This window comes from Bradyrhizobium sp. CSA207 (assembly GCF_029051685.1).
Classification (GTDB): Bacteria; Pseudomonadota; Alphaproteobacteria; order Rhizobiales; family Xanthobacteraceae; genus Bradyrhizobium.
In genome coordinates this window covers 136,172-161,049 of sequence record NZ_JAACFT010000019.1, presented here as the reverse complement: position 1 = coordinate 161,049, position 24,878 = coordinate 136,172, and the positions used below count along the sequence as shown (strand labels likewise).

Sequence of the window (24,878 nt, the reverse complement as noted above, 5' to 3'; positions counted from 1 at the left end):
AGAGATGCGATGAAGCGTTTGCAGGCGGCGGGCTTGGTTTTAGCCCTGATGCTCAGTCAGACAGCGGTGCCCGCGAGTGCCGGCGATGCGGTCAATCTGATCCTGAACTGGACGCCGACGGCCGACCATTCGCCGTTCTATTTCGCCAAGGCGCAAGGCTGGTACGAGAAGGCCGGGATCGACCTGACCATCGAAGTCGGCAAAGGCTCCGGCGTCTCCGCCGCCAAGGTTGGGTCGGGCGGCTCGCCGTTCGGCATCGCCGATCTCGCCACCATGCTGGTCGCGAAGAGCAAGGGCGCCGACGACGTCGCCGTCATGAGCATCTATGCCAATACCGGCCAAACCTTCTACTGGCTGAAGAGTTACGGCGTGAACGGAGTGAAGGATTTCGCGGGCCACAAGATAGGCAATCCCCCCGGCGATGCCTCGCGCGTGATGTGGCCGGCCTTCGCCAAGGCCGCCGGCCTCGCGCCCGACGCCGTCAGCTTCGTCAATATCGGCCCGACCGCGAAGATCGCCGCGCTGAAAAGCCACACCGTCGATATCATCAGCGATTTCTACAACGAGCACGATCTGAAGGCGATCGAGTTCGGCGCCGACCTCGGCTACGTCAACTGGAAGGACATCGGGCTCAACCCCTACGGCAATTCGCTGATCGTCAATGGCGCTTATCTCCAGAAGAACCCGAAGCTCGTCGAGGAGTTCGTCCGCATCTCGCAGAAGGCCTTCGCCGCCTGCGTCGCCGACGTCGCGCCATGCCTCAAAGCGCTGCTCGACCAGGTCTCCGGGCTCGACAAGGAGAACCAGGAGCGCCAATGGGAGCGCATCAAGTTTCTGATGACCGACGAGTTCACGACGACGAAGTCACTCGGCTGGATCGACGGCGAACGGATGAAGAAGGACTACGAGCTGGTGCAGACCTATCTCGGCATGGAAAAGCCGTTCGACGTCACCGCCGCTTTCACGACGAAGATGCTCGATCCCGCCATCAAGATGGATGCGAGCAAGGTGAAGAAGGAGGGGGCCCGGTAGTCGCCCCATCCACCGTCATTGCGAGCGTAGCGAGGCAATCCAGAATCTTGCGGCGGAGGCAGTCTGGATTGCTTCGCTGCGCTCGCAATGACGGTGTTGGGGGCAGTTGTGCCCCGCGTTGTCCGAATGCTGTCCCGGCGAGAGCGCCCTCCCTATCCACGTAACCCCACGGAGAAATTAACCGGCCGTTAACCATATCCGCCGCATCGTTAACCATTCAATAACAAGGACGAGTCGGCAGGCCATGGAGGCAGCAGCGAGACCTCAACGTCAATTGGTGCGCTTGCGCGGGCGCTCCTACGTGGCCTTCGTGTTCGTCCCGACGGTCCCGGTCCAGGACTGGCTCGCGGAGATCGATGCCACGATCGCGCGCTCGCCGGGATTCTTTGCCGGCCGCCCCGTGGTGATCGACCTGTCCTCGGTCGATCTCAGCCAGTCCGGCATCAGCCATCTGCTCGCCAGTCTCCAGGACCGTAACATCCGCGTGCTCGGCATCGAGGGGGTGGAGGTGGCGCGGCTGACGGCGGCGATGCCGCCGCTGCTCTCGGGCGGGCGCAGCTGCGTCGTCGAGCCGAGCGCCCCCAAGAAGGCCGAGACGAAGACTGGTGCCAAGCCGACCTCGTTGCTGCTCGAAAGCCCTGTGCGCTCCGGCCAGACCATCATCTTCCCCGAGGGCGACGTCACCATTCTCGGCTCGGTCGGTTCCGGCGCCGAAGTCGTCGCCGGTGGTTCCATCCACGTCTACGGCGCGCTGCGCGGCCGCGCCATGGCGGGCGTCAACGGGCACGCGAGCGCACGCATCTATTGTCAGAAGATCGAGGCCGAACTGCTTGCAATCGATGGGTTTTATCAGACTGCCGACGATATCGACGACGCCTTGCGTGGCCGGCCCGCCCAGGCCTGGCTGCAGGGCAACACCATGCGAATTACAGCGCTGAACTGACCAGCTAAGGAGGATAATTTAATGGCCAAGGTTCTGGTCGTGACATCAGGCAAAGGCGGCGTCGGCAAGACCACGACGACCGCCGCGCTGGGAGCCGCGCTCGCGCAACGCGGCGACAAGGTCGTCGTCGTCGATTTCGACGTCGGCCTGCGCAACCTCGACCTCGTGATGGGCGCCGAGCGCCGCGTCGTGTTCGATCTCATCAACGTGGTACAGGGCGTGGCAAAACTGCCGCAGGCGCTGATCCGCGACAAGCGGCTGGAGAATCTCTGGCTGCTGCCGGCTTCGCAGACCCGCGACAAGGACGCGCTGACGGAGGAGGGCGTCGGCAAGGTCATCGAGGACCTGCGCGGCCGCTTCGACTGGGTGATCTGCGACAGCCCGGCCGGTATCGAGCGCGGCGCCTCCATGGCGATGCGCTTTGCGGACGAGGCCGTGATCGTCACCAATCCGGAGGTCTCCTCGGTGCGCGATTCCGACCGCATCATCGGCATGCTCGATTCCAAGACGGTGCGGGCCGAGAAGGGTGAGCGCGTCGAGAAGCACATTCTCATCACGCGCTATGATCCCTCCCGCGCCGCGCGCGGCGAGATGCTGACCATCGACGACATCCTCGAAATCCTGGCAACGCCCTTGCTCGGCATCATCCCGGAGAGCCAGGACGTGTTGAAGGCCTCCAATGTTGGCACACCGGTGACGCTGTCGAACGCGGACGGCGCGCCCGCGCGGGCCTATATCGATGCGGCGCGGCGGCTGTGCGGTGACACCGTACCGATGCAGGTGCCGTCCGAACGCAAGGGTTTCATGGATCGTCTGCTGCGACGGAGGGCTGCATGAGCATGGGTCTGCTTCGTCTTCTCCGCGGCAAAAAGGCCTCTGCACCCGTCGCACGCGAACGGTTGCAGATCCTGCTTGCGCATGAGCGCGGACTGCGCGGCCAGCCCGATCTACTCGGTGTGCTGCGCGAGGAAATTCTCGCCGTTGTCTCCAGGCACGTCACGCTGGATCCGACCAAAGTGATCGTGCGGCTCGATCGCGGCGATGAGGTGTCGACCCTCGAGGTCGACATCGAGGTGCCAAACGACTTCGAGCGCAAGCGCGTGGCGGTTGCCTAGGAGATCGCGCCGAGAACGTCCGATTTGGGGTGGGTGAGAAGGCGGTCCGCTGGCAACAGCGGGCCGCCTTTGTCGTATGAACTCGGCTTCAAGCCACGCGCGATATCGGCCGATGTCATCGGCAGCAGAGGGAACCGGAGCTGCGGCGAGATGGTTGTAACGGCTCTTGGGGCAGTCAAGCGATTGGGACTGTAAAGCGATGCACAGCGGTTTCCGCCAAATGGGAGAGCGCCCATGATGTCCGAGGTCCAGGTCCACACCGTTGCGCGGCAGATGCTGGAACGGCATGGTTTCGCTGCGATTGCGAAGGCCGCCGAACAGGCGCAGGCCTGTGAAGGCCGCGGCGAGGCCGAGGAGGCCAAGGAGTGGCGTCATATCGCGGACGCCATGAAGATCATCCGCGGTCCGCACCAGAGCTGACGCGCCCGAAGCGGAAGCGTTTTTTTTAGCGCTCGTCGCGATCCGTTCCGTGCGCCGGCGGTCGATGCTGCGTTTGCGGTTGGTTCCGCTCACCTGTTTCCTTGCAGGGAAGCTGCGCCCAGGATCCATCCGGCGTCTGTTGATAGGCGCTGCATGATGATGAACTGGTTTTATCCTCGCCCTTCTGGGCGTCGGAATTCCTCGCCTGCGCAGGCGCAGTCAGCATCGCGGCGGCCGCGAGTGCACCGGCGAAAACGACATTGATTATCCGCATGGGGCTCCCTCGTTCGCGTTCGAGAAGGCCCGCATGCTGTCGAGGATTGTGACGATAATTAGCCATCGCGGTTCGGCCGCGGCTTGCTTAGCGCCGCGAAAAACCGGCTAGCCGCCCTTGCTGCGGATCAGGCCGGCAAGGTTCGTCTTCTGGGTTTCGCACCAGGTGGGCATGCCGAGACGGCGCTGGTCGAGATCGGTCGCCTGCGTTGCCACCGCGACCTCGGCCATCAAATCGTCGTCCTGCTTCTCGCCCATCTTGCCGCCGGTGTGCATCCAGGCGATCGCCTTGCGCACCTTCTCGGTGGTGCCGTCAGGCAGCTGCATCTGCTGCGCCTTCTGGACCAGATCCTGATAGATGACGTCGGTGTTGGGACATTCGACCTTGGCGGCGAAGGCCTGCAGGACCATCGTCACATAGCGTGACCGCGTCTCAGCGGCCTGGGCCGGTGCGGCCAACACCAGCAATCCAGCAATCAGAAAACCGTAGCGCATTCCTTCGACCTCCCCATTTTTCGGGAAGGCTAGCGGCTGCAGCGCTGCTCCGCAATGGGCGTGCGGCCGGGAAGGTGAACGACGGTCTAGCCGGTCCGTCGCCAGGCCGGCACGGGATCGAGCGGCGTGCGATAGAGCTCGTTGTGATCGCGATCGGTGACGCGCACCGCGCAACCCTTCTGCTGGAGCTCCGGCTTCACCTGCGACAGCTCGCTCGCAAGTTGATGGGCGCGATCGGATGCGACCTCGAGGTCTTCGAGGATAATGCCGCCCTGGTTCTTGAACTCTTCACCGACCACGAGATCGAAGTAGTAGTAAGGCATCGGAATTCCCCGGTGTGACGATCCAAGCTTGAACACGAGTCTCAACACGTGCGGATGGTACCACTGAGTCGATCTTTATCGAATGAACAGGCCGCGCAATCTCTGTGCTTATGGCGCAAAAATCATGTGCAGCACGTGCGTGTGTTAGGATTTTATTAAACATGTCGGCGCGATCATTAAGCATGGAATTGCAGCAGAACCGGGCTCCGGGAACCGGCAGCTGCAAGAGAAGGCCGGCGGCTTAGATCCCGACGGCCTTTTCTCTTTTCGTAACGCTGCTCAAACATCGCTCCCCGTAATCGCCCGGACTCAACGCCTCAAATCGACTCGGACAGCCTGCACCGCGCGCAGCGAGCAATGATGCTGCGTCTTGGTGTGGTGATCGTTCAGTGCACCGGCATCGGCGGTCGCACGACAGGTCCGTCGTCATCGGCGACGGCCTGCGTCGTGACCGCGGGCGGCGGCGGTGCGGCAACGACCTGTGGCGGAGGAGGTGCGATCGACGTCGGCGCATATGTCGGCGAGTAGGCCTGCGTCACCGGCTTCGGCTTGCGAACCGGCGGAGCGGTCGGCGGCCGCGGCGGCAACGCAGAGACTCGCGGACGCGGATCGGCCGGCTTTGCCTCGGCCACCGGCTTCGGCGCCGGTGTCTTCGCCATCTCGCGCGCCATCTGCTCCTGTCCGGCCTTCAGCTGGGCGATGTTGGCCTTGAGCTGTTCGATCTGCTGCGCCATCGCCGCAAGGTCGCGCGTCATTGATTGCACCGATTGCGCGGCATCGGGCGCGGCAGCGATGTCCTGAGCTGCAGGCGGCATGGCTGACGGGTCGGCGGGCTGATCAGGTGTCGCTTGTGAAACGGGCGCGGCGGCGGCTTGCTCGACCGCGACCGGCGTTGCCTGCGACGTCGAAGACGTGAGCGACGAAGACGTGAGCGACGCTAACGCCGGCCTCCATTCTGCAAGCATCTGCCAGGCGGTATCGCCGTGCTTCTCCCAGGCGATCGTTGCGGCGGCGCTGCCTCCGGCAAACAGCATCGTGACGAACGCGCCGCGAAGCCATTTGCCGACGGATGATCGCTTCTGCCGACCGCGAAGATCGCCGGCCGTGACGCGCACGGCGGTGTCGACCGACGGCGCCGCGGGCTGCGTCGCGGAGATGGCAGAGATCTTGCGCTCCGGCGCGAACTTCGGCTCGGGCGCGAACTTCGGTTCGAGCACGAACTTGGGCTCGGGTGCGCTCCTGGGCTCCGGTCGGCTCGCGATCTCCGGCGCCAGAGCGGGCGCAACGTTGTTCGGGCGTGAGGCCAGCACGATGTCGGGCGAAATCTGAACCGCATCGTGCGGGTCGTTGTCCCTGACCGCGTCCTTCACGATCTCATCGACGATTTGCTTGCTGTTCAGCGTCGCGAGCATTGCAGCTCCTTTGAAGCCTTGGTCGTTGAAGCCTTGGTCGTCCGCATTGGCGCGAGCCGATCGGTTGAAGTGAGCCCATCCCCAAGCCCGTGACGCACGAGTCCAGCCGGGTTTGACCAAAGCAAGGCGAGGAGATGGAGACTATGCGACGGTCTTTTGCCGTTTGTGGTGATGGAACCAGGCCTTTCCGAACACGGCCACGTGTTCCCTTTTGCCTTGTTTTGAGCACGATTTTGGCGGCATCTGGCGTTGCTGGGGGCGCTGTTGTTCCGCTATCGGGGGGGCCGGCGGTGCCAAGATCTGTTCGCGCTTTTCTCATTGTTGCGCTGCTTCCGCTCGGCGGCTGCATGCAGACGACGCTTTCGCCGGCGACCGACGCGAGCATGACGCCGCGCGACCGGCAGTTGCTGGCGCATACGCCTTACGCGCAGGCGAACGTGCCCGAGCAATATCTCCGTCACATCGTCGATTATCCGCGCAAGGAGCAGCCGGGCACGATCCTGGTCGATACCGACGCCCGCTATCTCTATTACGTGCTGCCGGAGGGCAAGGCGATCCGCTACGGCGTTGCGGTCGGCGAGGAAGCCATGGCGTTCTCCGGCGTGGCCCGGGTCGGCCGCCTGGCGGAGTGGCCGGACTGGGTTCCGACCGCGGACATCCAGGCGCGGCTCGGTCCTTATCCGGCGCGCGTGGCCGGCGGTCCCGCCAACCCGCTGGGGGCGCGGGGTATCTATCTCTACTCCGGCAACAAGGACACGCTCTACCGCATCCATGGCACCAACCAGCCCGAGTATATCGGGCAGGCAATCTCGTCGGGCTGCATTCGGATGCGCAATGAGGACGTGATCGATCTCTACGACCGGGTGAAGCTCAACGCGACCGTCGTGGTGCTGCCGCCCGGGCAGAGCACGCAGGCCGGGGCGGGGCCGAGCTGGCGCGGATGAGGGAAGCGATCCTGCTCGCCATCGCGCTCACTCAAGCGTGAAGGCGCGCACGATGCTCGGCCTTGCAAGGGTGAACTGCTTCACAGCCGATCCGCGCCGATTGCGCTATGCCTCGATGGCTCGTTGCCATTGGAGGCATCATGCAGAAATTCTTTTATCAATTGAATGAGTGCGACCGCCGCATTGTGCGGAAATGGCGGCTGGCCACGTTGGGCTTCTACGGATCCATCCTGGCCGGGATGCTCCTGTATGTGGCGCTGCATCTGAATCCGGAGGTGAACTATGCTTCGGCGGGTTCTCCGGCGCACGCGAAAGTCGTGAATTCGCAGAAGCATTGACCGCTACGCAGCGCCGCGCGCTATTCCTCAGGCCGTGCCACCCGCCATTGCATCGTCGTCGCAATACCATTGGCATCGCCAGGCGCCTTGTCAGCCGCTGAGGTGTAGAGCGGGCGATAGCGAAACGCCCACATCTTGGTGCCGTCCTTGCGGGTAATCGGCGTGAAATCGCCGACCGCCTTGGCATCCGCGGGAGCGGCCAGCGGAATCCAGCTCTCCGCGCATTTGCCGTCACAGCTCGATGTCTTGCCGCTGGTGTCTCGCTCATAGAAATAGAGCGTCATGCCCTTGAGATCGACAAGCTTGGAGCCCTGTTTGGTCAGAACGGCGCGAGCCGGCGAGGTCGTGGCGTCCGGCTTCGGCGGGGGAGGGGTGTCGCCGCCGCCATGTCCGTTCGCAACCGCTTGGCCGGTCGAGAGCGCGACCGCAGCGGCAAAAATGACGAACCTGGACATCCGAACCCCCCAACCGGCAAAGTTAATCACGCGTTAAAGCGCCGAATGAGGCCGACGGTAGCAGCCGAAGGTTAGCTCCAGGTTTCGCGGCGCTGCGGCAGTTTCGGGTATAATACGGCCTAGGTGGTGATATGCGGTCAGACGGCTTGCCAGGTCCGCCATGGCCTGACAGCGGATGAAAATTGCGCATCGCGCAGGGAAAGCTCTGCCGTCGTGACACACGGATGAGCCCGTCCGGGTAAATCTAGGTCCTCTCCCTACGAACTGTCGCTAGAAATCTGTTGAGGGCCTCGGATCGATTACTCTTTAGAAAAGCCATCCCCAAAAATGCTTTTGGCTGATGCGGGCCCTTTACGTTGCGGTAGACGACGCCGTCCATCTTCAATGACTTGAGGCTCTCGGGGACCAGAACCACGCCCATCTCCGCTGCGACGAGGCCGAGGGCTGATGTAATGCGGGGTGCCTGTTGGCCGATACGCGGGCTGTAGCCGGCGCCGCGACATGCCGCGATAGTTTCGTCATGAAGCCCGGTGCCGGGAGGCCCAATGAAGATAAAGGGCTCGTCCCGCAGCTGCGCGAGAGCGACCGACTGGCTTGAGGTTGTCGCTTTGGCGATTGCATGGTGGCTCGCTAGAGCCAAGACCATTGGCTCCTTGAGCAGCGGGATCGTGGTCAGATCGTCCGCATGAATGTCTGAGTTTCTGACGAATGCGACATCTATTCGCTGATTGATAAGGCCCGCTACAACCTCGTTGCTCAGTCCTTCATCGAGCGTCAACGTGACGAGCGGAAATGCTTTCCGGAAATTGCGGATCGCGCGCGGGACCAGTTTGTGAAACGGTGCGGTCGGGGCAATCGCCACGCAGAGATTGCCTATCTCGCCCCGGGCCGTTCGCCGCGTCCGATGTAGAGCTCGCTCGACGCGGGCCAGTATGTCGCGTCCTTCTCTCAGCAGCTCCCGGCCCGCTTCGGTTAACTCAACACCGCGCGGTTTTCGCTTGAACAGCTGGACCTGAAGTCCGGATTCGATCGCCTTGATCTGCGCGCTGAGCGGTGGCTGCTGCATGCCAAGGCGCTCCGCCGCCCGTGTAATGTGGCCTTCCTCGGCGACTGCGACGAAATATCGAAATTGCTTCAGTTCCATGGCATACGCCCTGCGTATGGATTTTGCGGTTTAGACAGTATGGCTCTTATGTGCGCCCAGCGCTACTAGGGTATGTCTGCATACCGGAGGCGAAGATGAAACGCCGCGATTTTCTGCTTTTAACCGCGGGGGCTGGCATTGCGCCCGTCGGATTTTCACCCACGATGGCCGCCGTTGATTATCCGGCGAAGCCGGTGCGGGTTATGGTTGGGTTTCCGGCCAACGGACCGGTTGATATCGCCGGGCGGGTGATCAGTGAATGGCTTACCGAGCGTCTTGGGCAACACTTTGCCGTTGAGAACAAGCCCGGAGAAAGCGGCAACACAGCCACACGCGAGGTGGTCCGGGCGGCTGCCGACGGCTACACGCTTCTGATCTTCGGCCCCGTCAATACGATCAATACGACGCTCTTCGGTGATCTCGATTTTGATTTCGGGCGAGACATCCTGCCAATTGCGGGCCTTTACCGGGTACCTTTGGTGGTCGAGGTCAATCCGTCCGTGCCGGTTAATAGCGCCGCGGACTTGCTTACTTATGCCCGCCAGAACCCCGGCAAGCTGAAGGTCGGGTATGGCGGAAAAGGAACCCCTCAACACATCGGTATCGAACTGTTCAAATGGATGGCTAAGGTGGACATGAAGCTAATGGCGTTCACTGGGTCGGCGCCGGCCCTACAGGCGCTGCAAGCAGGCGAGGTGGACGTGATGTTCGATCCGCTGCCGTCGTCGATCGGTCTCATTCGGGACAACAAGCTTCGGCCACTAGCAGTGACGACGCCCGTACGCTCACCCGTGCTGCCTGATATACCATCGATGAGTGAGCATGTGCCGGGTTACGAGGCTGGCTCCTGGTTCGGGCTTGGAGCGCCGCGCGAGACCCCTGTCGAGGTGGTTGCCAAGTTGGACGCGGCGGTTGGGGAGGGTCTTGCCGCTACAAAGATCAGGCTGAGGATCGAATCTCTCGGCGGTACGCCACTTTTGCTATCACAACGGAAACTAGCGCAGTTTGTGACGGCGGAAACGGAACGGTTCAGTTTGGTGATCAAGGCGGCCGGCATTGGCCGCTGATGTTCGCTGGCGGATGATTGGAAGATTTAAGTCGCGGCCTAGACCTGCACGTCGCGCAGCGGCGCGCGGCTGAGCTCGTTGCCGGCGGCGATCGCCTTGCGCAACAGCCGCATCAGTTCTTCGCCTTCCTTCGCGCTGAGGCCGCCCAGCATGATGCGCTGTGCGGACTCCACGGCCGGCGTAATCTTGCGTAGCGTGCGGCGGCCTTCGTCTGTGATCTCGAGCTCGCGGGCGCGGCGGTCGCGGCTCGAGGCGCGGCGCTCCGCAAGCCCTTTCTGCACGAGGCGATCGATCACGCCGGTGATGGTGGTGCGGTCGTAGGCGATCAGTCCGGCGAGGGTCACCTGGTCGAGCCCGGGATTGGCCTTGATGGTCGCGAGCGCGGCATATTGCACCGGCGTGAGATCGAACCCGGCATCCGCGACCTCGGCCAGAAACACCGCCACCGCAATCTGCTGGAACCGGCGCGCCAGATGCCCGGGCATGTCGTTGTTGTCTTTCACCGAATTCTCCTCAAGGGCCGCGAGGGCAGGCTCGTTGACAAGCATACTGATAGTCAGCATACTGAGCAATATCCAAACGAAACGTTGGCGGGAGAGGTGCTCATGCAATTCCATCTCAATGGATTCCAGCCGGGCGATCCTGAAATCTCCGATCCCGCCGAGCGCATTCAGGTCTCGGGCGCGCCGGGCACGGTGCCTGAACAGGTTGATGTCCTCATCGTCGGCTGCGGCCCCGCCGGCCTGACGCTCGCAACCCAGCTTGCGCAGTTCTCCGACATTAAGACCTGCATCGTCGAGCAGAAGCCGGAGCGGCTGCTGGTTGGCCAGGCCGATGGCATCGCCTGCCGCACCATGGAAATGTTCCACGCCTACGGATTCAGCGAGCGCGTCCTGAAGGAAGCCTATTGGGTCAATGAGACGACGTTCTGGAGGCCTGATGACCTCGCCCCCGGGAAGATCGTCCGCAGCGGCCGGGTGCAGGACGTCGAGGACGGCCTGTCGGAATTCCCGCATGTGATTCTCAATCAGGCGCGCATCCATGACGGCTTTCTCGACGTGATGCGCAAATCGCCGGCCAGGCTCGAGCCCTATTACAGTCGCCGGCTGCTCGACCTCGAGGTCGATCCGGCCGCGGGTCCGGCCGACCATGCGGTGACCGTCCGCCTCGAACGGATCGACGCCGCGAATGAGGGCAAGGTCGAGACGATCAAGGCGCGCTACGTCGTCGGCTGCGACGGTGCGCGCAGCACGGTGCGCAAATCGATCGGCCGCGAGCTGCACGGCGATTCCGCCAACCACGCCTGGGGCGTGATGGACGTCCTGGCGGTGACCGATTTCCCGGACATCCGCTTCAAGGCCCTGATCCAATCCGCGAAGGACGGCAGCCTGCTCATCATTCCACGGGAGGGCGGCTACATGGTCCGCATCTATGTCGAGCTCGCCAAGCTCGACGTGGGCGAGCGTGTCGCCAACCGCAACATCACAGCCGACGACGTGATCGCCAAGGCGCGGCGCATCCTGAAGCCGCATACGCTGGAGGTGAAGGAGATCGCCTGGTGGTCGGTCTACGAGATCGGCCAACGCCTGACCGACAAATTCGACGACGTGCCGGAGGCCGAGATCGCGACCCGCCTGCCGCGCATCTTCATCGCCGGCGACGCCTGCCACACTCACAGCCCCAAGGCGGGGCAGGGCATGAATGTCTCGATGCAGGATGCCTTCAACCTCGGCTGGAAGCTCGCCGTCGTCATCGGGAAGCGATGTGCACCGAGCCTGCTGCATTCCTATTCGGCGGAACGCCAGGCGGTCGCGAAAGAGCTGATCGATTTTGATCGCGAATGGGCGGGAATTCTAGCTTCCGCGGCCAAGGCCGGCGGCGCCGACGCGGCGAGGACACAGGACTATTTTGTCAGGCACGGACGTTATACCGCGGGCACCGCGACGCACTATCGTCCGTCGGTCCTCACTGGTGCGGCATCGCATCAGCATCTGGCGCAAGGTTTCGTCATCGGCACGCGCTTCCATTCCGCACCCGTGATCCGGCTGGCTGATGCCAAGCCGGTCCATCTCGGCCACGCCGCGCAGGCCGACGGCCGTTTCCGCATCTACGCGTTTTCGCGCGCCGAAGATCCCGCTGCCGCCGGCTCCGCCATTCGCGCGCTGTGCGACTTCCTCACCGAAGCAAGGGAATCTCCGGTGAAGCGATACACGCCGGCAGGCGCCGACATCGACAGTGTGATCGATCTGCGCGCCGTGTTTCAGCAGGATCATCGCGAGCTCGCCCTTGCGGCGATGCCACCGCTGCTTCTGCCGCGCAAGGGCCGTTACGACCTGATCGACTACGAGAAGATGTTCTGTTCTGACTTGAAGAGCGGCCACGACGTCTTCGCCATGCGCGGCATCGACCGCGAAGCCGGCTGCATGGTCGTGGTGCGGCCGGACCAATATATCGCGCAGGTGCTGCCGCTCGACGGCTTTGCCGGACTTGCGTCGTACTTCGACGGGTTCATGCTGCAAGCAAGGTGAGCGCCGAACATTCGCTTCGCCGATGAACGGCGGATGAATATCGAACCCGGCGTACGGCGCACATGCCGTACGTCTCAATCTTTCGACGGATGCGGCGACAGTGTGCGGAACGCTCGTTCCGCTCGGGCGTTCCGACCTGCAGAGGAGGAACACGCCATGAGACTCAGAAGCATTTTGGTTGCCGCATTACTGCTCGCCCCGACGGCTGCACTGGCTGCTCCGGGCATCGTCACCGTCTCGACTGGCTTGCGCGCCGGGCCGGGGTCGGGCTTTCCCCTGGTCGATCGCATCCCCGGGGGCGCCCGCGTCAACATCCATGGCTGCCTGCGCGGCAATGCCTGGTGTGACGTCAGCTTCGCCGACGATCGCGGTTGGGTGTCGTCGCAATATCTCGAATATCTCTACCGCAATCACTACGTCTATCTCCCCGACTATGTCGACGAGGTCGATGTGCCCGTCGTGCCCTTCGTGCTGACCTCGTACTGGTCGCGTTACTATGAAGGGCGGCCGTGGTATCGGCGGCACGCCTATTGGAATAACTACTGGACCTCGCATGAGCGCTTCGCGACGCGGATGACTCTCGATCCGCGCGCAGCCCGCATCGGCCGCGCAGCGACGCGCGATGCTGCGGTCGCGCTGGGGCGCAGCGGCGCGAACGTCCAGGGCCGTGCCGCAGTTGTCGGGCGCGACGCCGCGACGGCACGGCATGACGCCGCCATCGCAAAGCGCGACGCTGCGATCGCAAAGCGCGACGCTGCGATCGCGAACGACCGCACCCGCGCCGGGCGGAGCGAGCGTTTCGTACGCGAGCAGACTTCCGTGCAGAGCCGCAACCCGCGCGATGCGCAGGCGCGTGTGATGCATGACCATGCTGCGAACCGTGCAGCAGTGCGGACGCAACCGATGGCGCGTGCACATGAAGCCCCGCGTGTGTCGGCAGCGCCGGCGGCCCGGTCAGCGGCGCCGCATATAGCACAGCCCCATACGGCGCAGCCCCGTACGGCCCAGCCCAATGTTAGCCATGGTTCGCCGATGAATGCGCATGCCCAGATGCCGGCGCCGCGCGCGGCCGCGCCTGCCATGCCGCACCAAGGCGGCGGTGCCCCGCATATCAACGCTGCTCCGCATGGCGGCGGTGGTGGTGCGCCGGCCGGCGGCCCAGGCGGCCACCAGAAGCACTAGGTCTTGCGAGAGCCCGGCCTTCGAGCCGGGCTCTTTCTTTTGGCGGGCGCAAGTTCTTTCGGCGGGCGCAAGTCGCCTAAAGTTTGAAGCAGTTCTTCGCACGCAGATTTCATCGATCGTAATATCTATACCGAAAGGTGTAAGCATCCACTCGGGGCAGCGGGGCACGGGAGGATGACGATGAGACCGAGCCAGACGGAGACGCGTCGCCATAATGTCGCGAAGCGTTCGATGACCAAGGAGGCCAAGCAGCTGACCGGCCTGATTGCGGGTCTGCGCAAATCGCTCGACGGCATCCACAAGGAGCGGGCGAACCCAAAGCTGTCGGGCGCCGAGATGGGTTTGCTCGACGAACGGCGCAACAATCTGTTGCTTACTATCGCGGCCCTCGACGATCGCCTCTCGGCGGTGCAGGGGCTGATTGATCTTGGCCGTCCACACATCATCCGCGTTCACTAAGGAGCGCGCGCGTCGCGCCCTGTCGGTTCCGTCGCGGCGGCGATGGGCCCAGGCTCGGACGGCGGCACAATGCTGCCGCGGACGGCACCAAATTGCCATGCTCCCGGCGAATTGCCGCCAAAGCCCGCTGTCACGAGGGACGGGGCAGGGCAACGCAAGGGGATGCGCATTGGCCTACAAAATGATCGCAGAACGCGATAATGCGAAGTACAGTTTCGCCCGCGAGAGCCGGTTGCTCATCGTAGCGAAGGCCAAGGTTTGGGCGAGCGAGGGTTGGCGGGTCGTCATTACCGATCAAGACGGCAAGGCCTACGCGCCGCCGGAGTTCGATCAGTTGCTGGCGGCGTGATTGCAGGACGGGGCTAGGGGACGACAGTGACATCGTTATTTCGACCGGGGCGCGATCGGATCGCGTCTTCGGTGATTCTTGCAGTCGTTGCCGTGCTGACGACGACGTTCGCATCCGCGCAAAATCTCGACGCCGGCAAACCCGCCGCAAAGCTGTTCGCCGATGGCTGCTCGAGCTGCCATCGCAGCCCGCGCGGCCTTGCGAAGGGTCGCTTCAGCCTGACGCTGACCTGGTTCTTGAAAGATCACTACGCCACCAGCTCCGACTCGGCCAAAGCGCTTGCTGCGTATCTGGAGTCGGTCGATAGCGTCCCGCGTGCTGCGGAGAAGTCCGCCCCGCGTAAGCCGCGTCCGCCCCGGGCGGTTCAGGGCCAATAACCACGCTGCCCGGTGGGCGGAGGCGGTGGTGCCGATCAATGCACCGCTGTCTCCGAGAACAGGTTGATGACCACGACCCCGGATACAATCAGCGCGATGCCGACGAAGGCCGCGGCGTCCAGCATCTGCCGAAACAGCACGAACGAGACGGTCGCGGTCAGGATGATGCCGACGCCGCCCCAGATCGCGTAAGCGATACTCAGGGGAATCACACGGATCGCGACCGACAGCGCGTAGAATGAAGCCGCATAGAACGCCACCATCGCCAGCGTCGGCCAGGGCCGCGTGAACTGCGCGGACTGCTGCAGGAAGGCGGACGCCGTGACCTCGAAGACAATGGCCAGGGCGAGCGCTGTGTAGGCATTGAAGGGGGCAGTCATGACCGTCTCGGGATCGGGGCGCCGGGAAGATATCGCGCGGTAGGTACGTTCAGCACACACGCCGGACAGGGTTTTTCCCAGGAGCAGGTATCACGTGTGAGTGACGAGTCTGCGACACGTGGCGGATCGCAGCCTGGCCGCGGTGACGCGGACGCGCCGGGGTTCGCGGTTCTGTCGCCGAGAACGGGGAGCCGTCGCGCGATGAATCGTGCGGCGGCTCCGACGTGTTGCAGTAGGTCGATGCCCTAATTGATCCGCACGGAGAGTTCGACGTCTTCGGCGAAGGGCGTGGACATATATCCGCTTCGCGGCGTGCGTACGCGCGCCAGATAGTCGGGGCTGAAGTCGGCGTTGTCGGCGACAATGATGGCGCCCGGCCCGAGATGGCCTGCGACCAGGTCCAGGATCTCCGGGTAGAGCGCCTTGGCGCCGTCGAGCAGCACGAGATCGATCGGATCGGGTAGATCGGCGCTGAGCGTCCTCAGCGCATCGCCCTCGCGGATTTCGACGAGATCGATCAGCCCGCCGGCCGAGAGATTGTCCCGCGCTCGTGCCGCCTTGGACGGCTCGAACTCGGTGGTGATGAGGCGACCGCCGCCATTGTCGCGCAAGCCTGCGGCAAGGTGCAGCGTCGAGATGCCGAACGAGGTACCGAACTCGACGATTGTTCTGGCGCGGGAGCTGCGCGTCAGCATGTAGAGCAGCGCGCCGGTCTCGCGGGAGACCGCGAGCGGGGCGTCCTTCAGGCGTCCGTAGAGATCGCGGTAATCGGTCTTGCTGCGCATCATGCGGGCCCGGTCGGCATCGGACAAATCGGCGACGGCAGCGTGCGTTGTGCCTTGTGCTGCCTCGGCTTCGTCGAACAGACGATCGAGCAGAGGCGCAAGCGATACGATGGTCGGGATGTTCATTTGAGGGCTCCGGTTCGGGAGAAAGCGCGTGCTTGCGCGGAGGCTGAAATACGACTAATTCGTCGCGTTTCCTATTCGCATTGCCCGGGCGCGCCATGGCCGATCGTCGAAGTCGTTCAGTTTCCTCACGAAAACAGCCACAACAGGCCCGTTCCACCGGGCTTGTCGCGGCCATTCTGGATGCCGCTGTTCAGGTTCTGGCGAAGGAGGGTGCGCAGCGATTCACCACGGCGCGGGTGGCGGAGAGGGCAGGAGTGAGTGTCGGATCGCTCTATCAATATTTCCCGAACAAGGCGGCGATCCTGTTCCGCCTTCAAAGTGACGAGTGGCGGCGTACCAGCGAACTCCTGCGCAGCATCCTCGCCGATGGGACGAAGCCGCCATTGGCGCGGCTGCGCGCGCTGGTCCATGCCTTCATCCGCTCGGAATGCGAGGAGGCTGCGATCCGCACAGCCCTCAGTGACGCCGCGCCGCTCTATCGCGATGCGCCCGAGGCGCACGACGCGCGAGCCGCCGGCGAGGGTATTGTCGCAGCCTTCATGCGGGAGGCGCTGCCAAAAGCCTCCGATGCGACGCGCAACCTCGCCGGCGAGCTGATCACGACGACGCTGAGCGAGGTCGGCAAACGGTTCTCGGAGACGCCGCACGGCGAGGCGGAGATCGCGCGCCATGCCGACGGGTTGGCCGACATGTTCTGTGCCTATCTCGGGGAGCTTGCACGACGCCGAATTCAGTCCTGACATCTGCATTTGCGACCCGATGGCGCGAAGCGAAATCCGGGCTATCCTTGCCTCGTCCAGCGATTGACCTTACGGACCTCTGCATGCTCGTCATCTCCATTCAAAGCCAGGTGGTCCACGGCCATGTCGGCAACAGTGCGGCCGCCTACGCCATGCAGGCGGAGGGCGTCAATGTCGCGGCGGTGCCGACGACGCTGTTGTCCAACCACCCGCGCTATCCGACGTTGCGTGGGCGCGTGCTGGACGCCGAGCTGGTGGCGGATCTGCTCAGGGGCGTGGAGGAGCGCGACCTGGTCGACGAGGCCGCCGTGCTCGTCACCGGCTATCTCGGTTCGCCGGACAATGCCGTCGTGATCGCCGATTTCGTCGAGCGGGCGCTGACGCGCAATTCAAAGCTGCTCTATGTTTGCGACCCCGTGATCGGCGACGATGGCCGCATCTATGTCGTCGACGGCATCCTAGACGTGGTCCGGCACCGCCTGTTGCCGGCCGCGAGCCTGATCACGCCAAATCAGTTTGAGCTCGAGCTGCTCTCGGGCGTCAAAATCGCGGATGCGCAAGGCCTTCGCGCGGCGTGCGCGGCGATTGCGGGGAAGGGCCGGATCGACGTCGTCGCCACCGGCTGCACGCTCACCGACACGCCGACGGAGCAGGTCGAGACGATTTTGTGCGCGGCCGGCCAATTGTCGCGCTTTGCGACGCCGCGCCTGCCGATCCGTCCCTATGGCACCGGGGATCTGCTTACCGGCCTGATCGCGGCACATCTGGCCAAGGGCACGGCGATGGAGGCGGCGGTGCAGCTTGCGGTCGAGACCATCTTTGCCGTGCTCGTTCGCACCCAGGAGGCTGGCACGGCCGAGATGCGCCTCGTGCCGCTGCCCGTGCGAGGCGCGTAACGCCTCAGGTCGCCCGCTTCGCGGCGGATTGCGCCGACTTCTGCCGCTTGGCCGGGCTCTTCTGCTCGCGTGCGGCCTGCGTTTTCTGTGTCTTCGCGTTCGATGCCGCCTGCACCTTCTTCGGCTTGACGTTGGCGGCTTCCTTGCGGTCCGCGCTGCCGCGGCGCGAGATGTATTCCGGGCCGTCGACGGGACCGACATGCGGCGGATCGCGGCCGAGATAGGGCCGGCCGATGCCGAGTGCTTTGCCATTGGCATCGACCCATTTCCACAGCACTTCCGTCGAGACCCAGCGCTGCGCGCGGTTGTCACCCTTGGTGCTGACGATGTCGGCCGCCATGCCGTGTCCGTAGCCGCCGCGCGTGCTGCCGCCGTGATACGAGCGGTCCGAGGCCGCCTTCAGGCCGCTGGCGATCGACTGGCGATAGTCGTCGCGGAACGCGCTGGTGATGCCGGGCGACAGGCCCGCGGCTTCCGCCGCGAGCAGTGTGCGAAACAGCTTTCGCTTGAAGCTGCGGTCCATGCCGCCAATGACGTAATCCATCAGGGGCATGCCGGCGTGCTCGGCCGCCTTCGGATCCTTCCAGCCGAAATCCTCGTCGACCAGTTTGGTGAAGCTGCGCATCACCGTGACCGTCCTGCCCTTGCGCTTGACGGTGACGGCGCGGCGTTCCTGCACCTTGATCGAGTCTTCCTTCGCGGTGCGCTGATAGAGTGCCCAGAGATAGCGATCGATGCAGGCATCCATCACGAAGCATTCGTCGAGCACGGCAACGGTGTCCGCAGGCGGCGAAGCCTTGTCGGTGGCAACCACGGGTCCGCCCGCAATTGCCGCAGGCGACAGCGACTCGGTCGGCACGATGTCGCTGGGATCGGCGGATGCGAGTTTGATGGGAGCGTCCTGCGCGGGGGCGGCTTCGCTCGTGATGGGAGCGGGCTCAGGCGGAATCACCGATGGTGGCGCTTCCGCCGGCAACATCTGGGCGGGATCGGCGGAGGCGAGCTTGACGGCAGGTTCGGGCGTCACCGTGGCCTCGGTCGGCGGGCTCTGCGCCAGTGCCACGGCGGCGGCGATCTCCGCATTCTCGGCCAATTGATCTTCGAGGGTTACAGCGCGGGGAATTTCTGCGCGTTCGACGCGAGCGGCGTCTTTCGCGCTGGAGAGGACAGCCGCGTTGGCGCTGCTGTTTTCGACCAGGGCCGGGACATAGGCTGACAGGGAGATCGCCAGCCAGCCGACCAGAACGGCCGAGGGGCACGAGACCGCCACGATAAGAGACCGCTGATCGTTCATGATCCCTGCCTCCAAAAGGTTCTGGTCGAACCGATGTTGCACAGCCAAGCACGCGGTGCGTCAATTGTTCGGAGGATGGTGTGGCGGCGCAATGGCGCAATTTCGGGATGACGGGCTTTTCAGGCCGGTGTTGCCCGGCGGCAACGCTGGTTCCATTGCGGTTCCATGGGCCCCCGGAACCTGCAAATCGAAGCGTGGATTGTCGTCAAATTGAGCGACCCATATTTACTCAATCGTGGATTGTGGAGGTGCATGTCTCTCGCGCCGGCAACGTACGGCAGACTTGGGAAGGACACGATCTTGAAATTGAAATGCCTAATGGTCGAATTTGCCGCCGATGAATCTGGCGCCACGGCGATCGAATATGGCCTGATCGCAGCGGGCATCGCGCTCGCCATTATCGAAGTCATCTACGCGCTCGGCACCAACCTCGTTGCGAAGCTTGCGACTGCGCTGAAATAGCTGACATAGACACCCGTGTCCCGGATGCGCTGCAACGCTCTTCCGCGTTGCTGCGCAGCGCCGGACACGAGCGCAACCTTCCGGCCGGTGGTGCGTTTGATCGTCCATGACGCATTCCTCGCTTCGTCCGATGGACGCTTTCGATCCTACTGAACCCGCCATCCTGCACGATCGCGTCTCCGACACGATCATCACCTGGACCACCGACCAGGCCGACGACTATCGCCGCGCCAGCCGGCCGCGCGGGGATGGAACCGTGGCTTGGAAGGCCTACGTCTTCGACGGCTGGGGCAATGTGCTCGGCGGCTGATCCCCCACCCACAAGAGCTACGTCGTTTTAGGCGCGATTCGGCCAAGACATTGCGCGCGTTAAACATATCGCCATGCGCGGGGCGCGATATTGCAATGCAACAATGCGCATCGCAATGCAGCAAATCGCGCTTAAATGTGCTCCGAACTTTCCTTCCAGGAGCATCACCATGAACAAGAAGACTCTGTCGATCGCCGCCGCCATTTTGACGATCGCGGGCAGCACCGCCGCTTTCGCCGCCGAGCTGCCGAGCTATGAGGCCAATGGCTTCCCGGTCTCGCCGATGCAGGTGCGCGTGCTCGGTGCTGCGCATGTCCAGCAGCAGGAAGCGGCGCCTGCCGCGGTTGCCACCGTCCACCAGTCCAGCGTGCTGACGCCGCGCAAGGTGAATACCGCGAACGTCACGACGGGCGCTGCCCGCTAAGGCCTCCACGGCGTCATGGCCGGGCATAGCCGTCCGAGACGGCGTCGCTTCCGCTCGCCTATGTCCCGGCCATCCACGCGCGGCCACGCTGAACGAAGAACGTGGATGCCCGGGACAAGCCCGGGCATGACGACTTCATACTCGTAAGCGATTGCTCTGCACTCGCGATCGCGAGCGTTCATTCTCAAGCACGCGGCACTGTTCGCCGCCGCCGCGTTGTTCGTGTTCGTGCTGAGCCTGACCTACGGCCTCGATCTCAGCCCCGGTTTTTTCTGATAGCCGCGCTTCGCCGCGTGCCTGCCCTGCAACCGCGTGGGCGGGTCGGGGAACGATGGGTTTCGCAAGAGCTCTACCCATCCTGCGGTCCTACGCCTTTTTCACGAACTCCGATTTCAAGTTCATCGCGCCGATGCCGTCGATCTTGCAGGCGATGTTGTGGCCGTCGGTGGCGTCCTGGAGGCGAATGTTGCGGACCTTGGTGCCGCCCTTGACCACCGATGAGGAGCCCTTGACCTTGAGGTCCTTCATCACGATGACGCTGTCGCCGTCGGCCAGCGCATTGCCGTGGGCATCGCGCACGCCGGCCTCCTGCGGAGCCTCCGCCGCCGCGCCGGCCGCAGCGCTCCATTCATGGGCGCATTCCGGGCAGATCCAGAGATCGCGATCCTGATAGGCATGCTCCGAATTGCATTTCGGGCATTTGGTGGCGTCGGTCATGGCTGGTCTCGTCTCCGGTTCGTGCGCGGCGCACCGTAGGGGCGGGGAATGGGAATGCAAGGGAAAGCTGGGGACGCGACTGTCTGCCGGTGCGATATCACCGAAACAGCGCCACGAAGATCACGTAGAGCCAGCCCAGGATTCCGTGGATGATCGCCCACAGGATCGAATGGTTGTTGGTGTAGGAGATCGCAATCGCGAGCGCCGACCCGAAACCGACGCCGTATTTCGCGCCCTCGACGCGAACGCCGTAGTAGCGATTTCCGTTCATGCTGATCCTCCTGATCGTGAAATGGATCCCAGCGTATGCGATGTCGGCAACGCCGGCCATCGCGACTTGAGGCGCATCAACATCATCGCGCGCACCGCTCGATATCCTTTTTGAGGGGCCGATATGCAGAGGCGCGCGATGGACGATTCGATCAGACAAAAAATTCAGACCTTGCTGGATCAGCACCGCACCATGCGGATTGCGACCGTGCGGCCGGACGGCTGGCCGCAGGTCACGACCGTCGGCTATGCCAACGAAGGCTTCACCATCTATTTCCTGTGCGGCATCGACAGCCAGAAGGCGCAAAACCTGTCCCGGGACGATCGGGTCTCGCTCGCGATCGATGACGACCCGGAGCAGGTGATGGCGATCACCGGTCTCTCCATGGCGGCGCGTGCGCGAACCCTGACAGAGCCGGCCGAGATCGAGAAGGCGATCGGCCTGTTGATGTCACGCTATCCCGAGCAGAAGGCCGCCGGCCTGCCGATGCCAAATCCGTCCGAGGTGCGCCTGATCGGCCTGACGCCGACCGTGATCTCGCTGCTCGACTACTCCAAGGGATTTGGCCACACCGAGCTGGTGACTTGCTGAGCGCGGTTGGCTGGAGGACAAATCGCTTCACCCATCCTGTGGCTCTGCTGAGCTCTTGATACAGATCAATTTTGCCTGAGTGCGTCGGCCTACTTTCGCGCAGCACCGAAGCGAAGGGGAAGCATGGCGATGTCCCGCAGCGTTCGAATTTACGCCGGCCTCGCCATCCTGATGGCGTTGACGATGCTGTTTCTCGTCAGCGTCGTGCACAAGGCCGGCGGGGCATCCAGACCCGCCCAGCGCACCGCATCGGAGGGACATCGCCTCGCGCAAGCATGGTGCCAGACGTGTCACGCCGTCGAGCCGCATATGCCCGGACTGTTCGATCAGGCCCCGAGTTTCCAGGCCATCGCTGACCGGCACGGCACCACCGCGCTGTCACTCAAGGTGTTCTGGCGGACCAGCCACCAGACCATGCCAAATCTGGTGATCACACCAGAGCAGGCGGATGCGCTTGCGGCCTACATTCTGAGCTTGAGGAGTAATTAGAAGCGAAAATCCGGCCGCCGGCGCCGGGGCCCGAGGACGTCGACGCGACGTAGTGGAACCGCGCCAACATCAAAACATCGAAAACAACCCCATGCACAGTAGAAAACATCAGGGATTTCAAAGTTCTGCAATACCGAATCATTCGTGATCCGCCTTCGCTCTGCGAGCTACGGCGGACAAGTCGCTTCTCCGGGTTAAGCCTGCCCGGCCCGACTTCGGCGATACCGAAAGCCTTTTGACTTGTCGGGCAAAACAGGGGCATTATGGCATGGTGGCGAAGGTTGCGATGGCTGGGAGCCCCGCGCGTCGCCGGGCCGTGGGGCGACATGCCGAAGACACTGAAAAGTAAACCGACAAGAAAGCTGAAGACCTACCAGACCTCGCTCGGATTCTACGACCAGGCGGTCGCCGCGCCATCGATGAAGGCGGCGCTGGAGGCCTGGGGCGCCAGCTCCAATCTCTTCCATCAGGGCGCCGCGAAAGAGACCGACGACCCCGACATCGTTGCCGCGACCGTGGCGAGGCCGGGCGTCGTGCTCAGACGCCCGGTCGGATCGGACGGTCCGTTCACGGAGGACGCCGCGCTGCCGACCGATCTCGCCGGCGGCGAGGCCAAGCTCAAGTCGAAGAAGGCCAAGTCAAAAAAGCACGCGGCCAAAAGCGCGCCCAAACCGTCCCGCAAAATCGACGACCAAAAAGCCCGCAAGGCCGCCGCGGCGTTCGAGAAGGAAGAGCGGCGGCGAGAAGCCGAGCGCTGGAAGGAGGAGGCGGCACGGGCCAAGGAGCGCGCGCGTCGGGAGAAGGCGGTGGCCACAGCCCAGACCGCGCTGGACAAGGCAAGGCGCGAGCACGAGGCGCGGGCGGAGGAGATCGAAGCCGAACGCGTCGCGCTGGATGAACGGGCAGAGACCGAACAGAGCCGGTGGGACAAGCGGAGAATGAAGCTGGAGGACGCGGTGCGCCGGGCGCGCGAGTAGGGCTCCAGGAATCGGCAGGGATTCCTTTACCATGGCGTTGCAGTCTCGGCTGAGCTGCACGGCGTTTAGAAGTTACAGGACGTTTGTCCGGTATCTTCGCTCCATGACGGATGCGTCGGATACGCCGTTCGCCGCCGCAGGTCACGGGAGCTGTCATGAGCGATCATCGCGCCGCAGTCAGGCATCACACATTGCGGACCGGCATTGTCGAATTCGACAATGGCGCCGGCAGCATCATCCGCGTGCCCTGCACGATCCGCGATGTCTCCGGCACCGGCGCGCGCCTCGCCCTCAACTCGTCGCTCTGGGTCGCCGAGCAGTTTTCGCTGATCTTCCTGAGCGGTCTGCGCAAGGACTGCCGGGTCGCCTGGCGCAAGGGCAGGCTGCTCGGCAGCGCATTCACCGAGGGCTGCGCGAGCCCGGACGAGCAGGCGGTGATGATGACCGCGGACGAGCAGTCCCGCCACAGGCTCGGGATCGCTGCGCGCGTGAAAGCTGCGCGCGAGACCCGCGGTTACACCGAAGCCCAGCTGGCCGAGCGCATTGGCGTGGCGCCCGCCTTCGTGTCGCTGGCCGAAAACGGCGAGGCGGACATTCCGCTCTACCAGCTGATGCACATCGCCGATTTGCTGATGGTCAGTCTCGACGGGCTCGTTGCAGGTCCGGCGCCGAACGCCGAGGAATTCGACGCGGCGTAGGCGTGCGCCGGGCTTCGTGCTCCTTCTTCGTCATTGCGAGCGCAGCGAAGCAATCCAGACTGTCTCGGCGGAGAGACTCTGGATTGCTTCGCTGCGCTCGCAATGACGGTGGAGAGAGCCGACGGCTGTCATTCAAGCAAGTCGAGAGCGAATTGAGCTTGCCTTGCGTTGCGTCCTTTTGCACTCTGACGGGAAGGAGGCCATCGCATGAAGATGATGACGCTCGCGTGTACTCTCGGAACGGCCCTGGTGCTGTGCAGCCTTGGGATATCCGGCGCTGAAGCCCGGGCGCGGAAGGCCCAAGTCGTTCGTGAAGTGGTTCCTGAACCACGGCTGAGGGTGGACGTCCCGGTGATAAGGCCAACGCCGTGGGATTATAATATTGTTCCACGATATCGTTATCGCCCTGAAGACGACCGGGTCGATCCCTACGGCCCGCCGCTGGTGTCGTCGTTCGTCCGCTATGAGGGGTGGCGGTGGCCGTACTGGTGGTGAATAACGATCACGTTCTGGGGCATGTGATCGGCCATCGCCGGACGCAGAACTGACTGTCTCGCATTCTGCGCAAAGCGCCGCCCGATGTAAGGCGCCGCGCATCCGGGATGAACGTGCGGCACACCCCCTGATTTCACCACGCGCCACCGGGCTGCGCTCGCTCCACCGTGGGCTTGTTTGTCGCTCGACAGGTCGGGCTCTTGCGAAACCTACCATCTTCGCCAACCGCTACCAGGAGAGGTTGAACGCCGATAAGTCCATCGTTGCGTGCGGCATTGGCGGCTGTGAAAAAATGGCAAAGTTGAGACTGTCAAGGATACATGAGGGTAGAACGGGACTTATCCCCGTAATAAACCCAATGCTGTTT

General features: G+C 63.7%; 35 protein-coding genes. 23 read left to right on the top strand and 12 right to left on the bottom strand.

The annotated features are described in order from the left end of the window. Positions 1–9: 9 nt before the first annotated feature. The 5 genes from GWG65_RS22440 (at position 10) to GWG65_RS22420 (ending at position 3,510) form a co-directional block, all read left to right on the top strand. Positions 10–1,032 carry an ABC transporter substrate-binding protein gene (locus tag GWG65_RS22440; RefSeq protein ID WP_275197746.1) on the top strand — a complete coding sequence of 341 codons (1,023 nt, stop codon included), beginning with the start codon at positions 10–12 and terminating at the stop codon, positions 1,030–1,032. Between the two features lie 244 nt (positions 1,033–1,276). Next, positions 1,277–1,975, top strand: coding sequence for a septum site-determining protein MinC (gene minC, locus GWG65_RS22435; RefSeq protein ID WP_275197745.1), 699 nt, complete (start codon positions 1,277–1,279; stop codon positions 1,973–1,975). Positions 1,976–1,996: 21 nt separating this feature from the next. Beyond that, positions 1,997–2,812, top strand: coding sequence for a septum site-determining protein MinD (gene minD / locus GWG65_RS22430; protein ID WP_275197744.1), 816 nt, complete (start codon positions 1,997–1,999; stop codon positions 2,810–2,812). After that, the gene (minE, locus tag GWG65_RS22425) at positions 2,809–3,090 is read left to right on the top strand and encodes a cell division topological specificity factor MinE (protein ID WP_247346707.1); all 282 of its coding nucleotides are present in this window, start codon (positions 2,809–2,811) and stop codon (positions 3,088–3,090) included. The genes minD and minE overlap by 4 nt, the downstream gene beginning before the upstream one ends. Positions 3,091–3,324: 234 nt before the next feature. After that, positions 3,325–3,510, top strand: a complete 186-nt coding sequence (locus tag GWG65_RS22420; protein WP_275197743.1) for a hypothetical protein — start codon at positions 3,325–3,327, stop codon at positions 3,508–3,510. Between the two features lie 25 nt (positions 3,511–3,535). Here the strand turns inward: GWG65_RS22420 and GWG65_RS22415 are convergent, their stop codons facing one another. From GWG65_RS22415 to GWG65_RS22400, 4 genes are all read right to left on the bottom strand, one after another. Continuing rightward, complete coding sequence (locus GWG65_RS22415; RefSeq protein ID WP_275197742.1) at positions 3,536–3,784, bottom strand: hypothetical protein; 249 nt, start codon at positions 3,782–3,784, stop codon at positions 3,536–3,538. A 107-nt stretch (positions 3,785–3,891) separates the two neighbouring features. Next, positions 3,892–4,278, bottom strand: a complete 387-nt coding sequence (locus tag GWG65_RS22410) for a hypothetical protein (RefSeq protein ID WP_275197741.1) — start codon at positions 4,276–4,278, stop codon at positions 3,892–3,894. 86 nt (positions 4,279–4,364) lie between these two features. Continuing rightward, positions 4,365–4,601 (bottom strand): hypothetical protein, encoded by a 237-nt coding sequence (locus tag GWG65_RS22405; protein ID WP_275197740.1) that lies wholly within the window; start codon positions 4,599–4,601, stop codon positions 4,365–4,367. 386 nt (positions 4,602–4,987) lie between these two features. Continuing rightward, positions 4,988–6,013, bottom strand: a complete 1,026-nt coding sequence (locus GWG65_RS22400) for a hypothetical protein (RefSeq protein WP_275197739.1) — start codon at positions 6,011–6,013, stop codon at positions 4,988–4,990. Positions 6,014–6,360: 347 nt separating this feature from the next. On the opposite strand from GWG65_RS22400, the gene GWG65_RS22395 reads away from it, so the two are divergent. Continuing rightward, positions 6,361–6,957 (top strand): L,D-transpeptidase, encoded by a 597-nt coding sequence (locus GWG65_RS22395; protein WP_275197738.1) that lies wholly within the window; start codon positions 6,361–6,363, stop codon positions 6,955–6,957. Between the two features lie 140 nt (positions 6,958–7,097). Then, positions 7,098–7,295 (top strand): hypothetical protein, encoded by a 198-nt coding sequence (locus GWG65_RS22390; RefSeq protein ID WP_275197737.1) that lies wholly within the window; start codon positions 7,098–7,100, stop codon positions 7,293–7,295. Between the two features lie 20 nt (positions 7,296–7,315). On the opposite strand, the gene GWG65_RS22385 is transcribed toward GWG65_RS22390, so the two are convergent. Both GWG65_RS22385 and GWG65_RS22380 read right to left on the bottom strand, forming a co-directional pair. Then, positions 7,316–7,750: a hypothetical protein gene (locus GWG65_RS22385; protein WP_275197736.1), complete on the bottom strand. Its 435-nt coding sequence runs from the start codon at positions 7,748–7,750 to the stop codon at positions 7,316–7,318. A 244-nt stretch (positions 7,751–7,994) separates the two neighbouring features. Further along, the gene (locus GWG65_RS22380; protein ID WP_275197735.1) at positions 7,995–8,894 is read right to left on the bottom strand and encodes a LysR family transcriptional regulator; all 900 of its coding nucleotides are present in this window, start codon (positions 8,892–8,894) and stop codon (positions 7,995–7,997) included. A 95-nt stretch (positions 8,895–8,989) separates the two neighbouring features. Between GWG65_RS22380 and GWG65_RS22375 the strand changes: the two genes are divergently transcribed. Beyond that, entirely contained in the window at positions 8,990–9,961 is a 972-nt protein-coding gene (locus GWG65_RS22375; RefSeq protein WP_275197734.1) for a tripartite tricarboxylate transporter substrate-binding protein, read from the top strand. A gap of 38 nt (positions 9,962–9,999) precedes the next feature. On the opposite strand, the gene GWG65_RS22370 is transcribed toward GWG65_RS22375, so the two are convergent. Beyond that, positions 10,000–10,464, bottom strand: a complete 465-nt coding sequence (locus GWG65_RS22370; RefSeq protein ID WP_275197733.1) for a MarR family winged helix-turn-helix transcriptional regulator — start codon at positions 10,462–10,464, stop codon at positions 10,000–10,002. 102 nt (positions 10,465–10,566) lie between these two features. On the opposite strand from GWG65_RS22370, the gene GWG65_RS22365 reads away from it, so the two are divergent. The 5 genes from GWG65_RS22365 (at position 10,567) to GWG65_RS22345 (ending at position 14,856) form a co-directional block, all read left to right on the top strand. Then, a complete protein-coding gene (locus GWG65_RS22365; protein ID WP_275197732.1) occupies positions 10,567–12,489 on the top strand; it encodes an FAD-binding monooxygenase in 1,923 nt (640 codons plus the stop codon). Positions 12,490–12,645: 156 nt separating this feature from the next. After that, complete coding sequence (locus GWG65_RS22360; protein WP_275197731.1) at positions 12,646–13,671, top strand: SH3 domain-containing protein; 1,026 nt, start codon at positions 12,646–12,648, stop codon at positions 13,669–13,671. A gap of 180 nt (positions 13,672–13,851) precedes the next feature. Continuing rightward, on the top strand, positions 13,852–14,130 hold the full coding sequence (locus GWG65_RS22355) for a hypothetical protein (RefSeq protein ID WP_187435990.1): 279 nt from the start codon (positions 13,852–13,854) through the stop codon (positions 14,128–14,130). Positions 14,131–14,299: 169 nt separating this feature from the next. Further along, positions 14,300–14,479 (top strand): hypothetical protein, encoded by a 180-nt coding sequence (locus GWG65_RS22350; protein ID WP_148740847.1) that lies wholly within the window; start codon positions 14,300–14,302, stop codon positions 14,477–14,479. A 71-nt stretch (positions 14,480–14,550) separates the two neighbouring features. Next, the gene (locus GWG65_RS22345) at positions 14,551–14,856 is read left to right on the top strand and encodes a hypothetical protein (RefSeq protein ID WP_275197730.1); all 306 of its coding nucleotides are present in this window, start codon (positions 14,551–14,553) and stop codon (positions 14,854–14,856) included. A 35-nt stretch (positions 14,857–14,891) separates the two neighbouring features. On the opposite strand, the gene GWG65_RS22340 is transcribed toward GWG65_RS22345, so the two are convergent. Together GWG65_RS22340 and GWG65_RS22335 are read right to left on the bottom strand one after the other, a co-directional pair. Then, positions 14,892–15,236: a multidrug efflux SMR transporter gene (locus tag GWG65_RS22340; RefSeq protein ID WP_275197729.1), complete on the bottom strand. Its 345-nt coding sequence runs from the start codon at positions 15,234–15,236 to the stop codon at positions 14,892–14,894. Positions 15,237–15,481: 245 nt separating this feature from the next. Next, positions 15,482–16,147 carry a class I SAM-dependent methyltransferase gene (locus GWG65_RS22335; RefSeq protein WP_275197728.1) on the bottom strand — a complete coding sequence of 222 codons (666 nt, stop codon included), beginning with the start codon at positions 16,145–16,147 and terminating at the stop codon, positions 15,482–15,484. Between the two features lie 95 nt (positions 16,148–16,242). Here GWG65_RS22335 and GWG65_RS22330 point away from each other — a divergent pair, with 95 nt between their 5' ends. Together GWG65_RS22330 and pdxY are read left to right on the top strand one after the other, a co-directional pair. Next, positions 16,243–16,887, top strand: coding sequence for a TetR family transcriptional regulator (locus GWG65_RS22330; protein ID WP_275197727.1), 645 nt, complete (start codon positions 16,243–16,245; stop codon positions 16,885–16,887). Between the two features lie 83 nt (positions 16,888–16,970). Beyond that, a complete protein-coding gene (gene pdxY, locus GWG65_RS22325) occupies positions 16,971–17,783 on the top strand; it encodes a pyridoxal kinase (protein WP_275197726.1) in 813 nt (270 codons plus the stop codon). A gap of 4 nt (positions 17,784–17,787) precedes the next feature. On the opposite strand, the gene GWG65_RS22320 is transcribed toward pdxY, so the two are convergent. Next, positions 17,788–19,077 (bottom strand): hypothetical protein, encoded by a 1,290-nt coding sequence (locus tag GWG65_RS22320; protein ID WP_275197725.1) that lies wholly within the window; start codon positions 19,075–19,077, stop codon positions 17,788–17,790. Between the two features lie 306 nt (positions 19,078–19,383). Between GWG65_RS22320 and GWG65_RS22315 the strand changes: the two genes are divergently transcribed. The 3 genes from GWG65_RS22315 to GWG65_RS22305 all read left to right on the top strand — a co-directional run bounded on the left by GWG65_RS22315 (position 19,384) and on the right by GWG65_RS22305 (position 20,273). Next, positions 19,384–19,539, top strand: a complete 156-nt coding sequence (locus GWG65_RS22315; RefSeq protein WP_275197757.1) for a Flp family type IVb pilin — start codon at positions 19,384–19,386, stop codon at positions 19,537–19,539. 106 nt (positions 19,540–19,645) lie between these two features. After that, positions 19,646–19,849 carry a hypothetical protein gene (locus tag GWG65_RS22310; protein WP_275197724.1) on the top strand — a complete coding sequence of 68 codons (204 nt, stop codon included), beginning with the start codon at positions 19,646–19,648 and terminating at the stop codon, positions 19,847–19,849. Positions 19,850–20,018: 169 nt separating this feature from the next. Next, positions 20,019–20,273: a hypothetical protein gene (locus tag GWG65_RS22305; RefSeq protein ID WP_275197723.1), complete on the top strand. Its 255-nt coding sequence runs from the start codon at positions 20,019–20,021 to the stop codon at positions 20,271–20,273. A 366-nt stretch (positions 20,274–20,639) separates the two neighbouring features. Here the strand turns inward: GWG65_RS22305 and GWG65_RS22300 are convergent, their stop codons facing one another. Further along, positions 20,640–20,990 carry a zinc ribbon domain-containing protein YjdM gene (locus GWG65_RS22300; RefSeq protein WP_275197722.1) on the bottom strand — a complete coding sequence of 117 codons (351 nt, stop codon included), beginning with the start codon at positions 20,988–20,990 and terminating at the stop codon, positions 20,640–20,642. A gap of 97 nt (positions 20,991–21,087) precedes the next feature. Further along, positions 21,088–21,261, bottom strand: a complete 174-nt coding sequence (locus GWG65_RS22295) for a hypothetical protein (protein WP_018644642.1) — start codon at positions 21,259–21,261, stop codon at positions 21,088–21,090. A 138-nt stretch (positions 21,262–21,399) separates the two neighbouring features. Between GWG65_RS22295 and GWG65_RS22290 the strand changes: the two genes are divergently transcribed. The 5 genes from GWG65_RS22290 (at position 21,400) to GWG65_RS22270 (ending at position 24,511) form a co-directional block, all read left to right on the top strand. Beyond that, positions 21,400–21,852 carry a pyridoxamine 5'-phosphate oxidase family protein gene (locus GWG65_RS22290; protein ID WP_275197721.1) on the top strand — a complete coding sequence of 151 codons (453 nt, stop codon included), beginning with the start codon at positions 21,400–21,402 and terminating at the stop codon, positions 21,850–21,852. Positions 21,853–21,981: 129 nt separating this feature from the next. Continuing rightward, positions 21,982–22,341: a c-type cytochrome gene (locus GWG65_RS22285; RefSeq protein ID WP_275197720.1), complete on the top strand. Its 360-nt coding sequence runs from the start codon at positions 21,982–21,984 to the stop codon at positions 22,339–22,341. Between the two features lie 326 nt (positions 22,342–22,667). Continuing rightward, entirely contained in the window at positions 22,668–23,318 is a 651-nt protein-coding gene (locus GWG65_RS22280) for a cell envelope biogenesis protein TolA (protein WP_275197719.1), read from the top strand. A gap of 155 nt (positions 23,319–23,473) precedes the next feature. Next, entirely contained in the window at positions 23,474–24,016 is a 543-nt protein-coding gene (locus tag GWG65_RS22275) for a helix-turn-helix transcriptional regulator (protein WP_275197718.1), read from the top strand. Between the two features lie 207 nt (positions 24,017–24,223). Continuing rightward, on the top strand, positions 24,224–24,511 hold the full coding sequence (locus GWG65_RS22270) for a hypothetical protein (protein WP_275197717.1): 288 nt from the start codon (positions 24,224–24,226) through the stop codon (positions 24,509–24,511). Positions 24,512–24,878 lie beyond the last annotated feature (367 nt).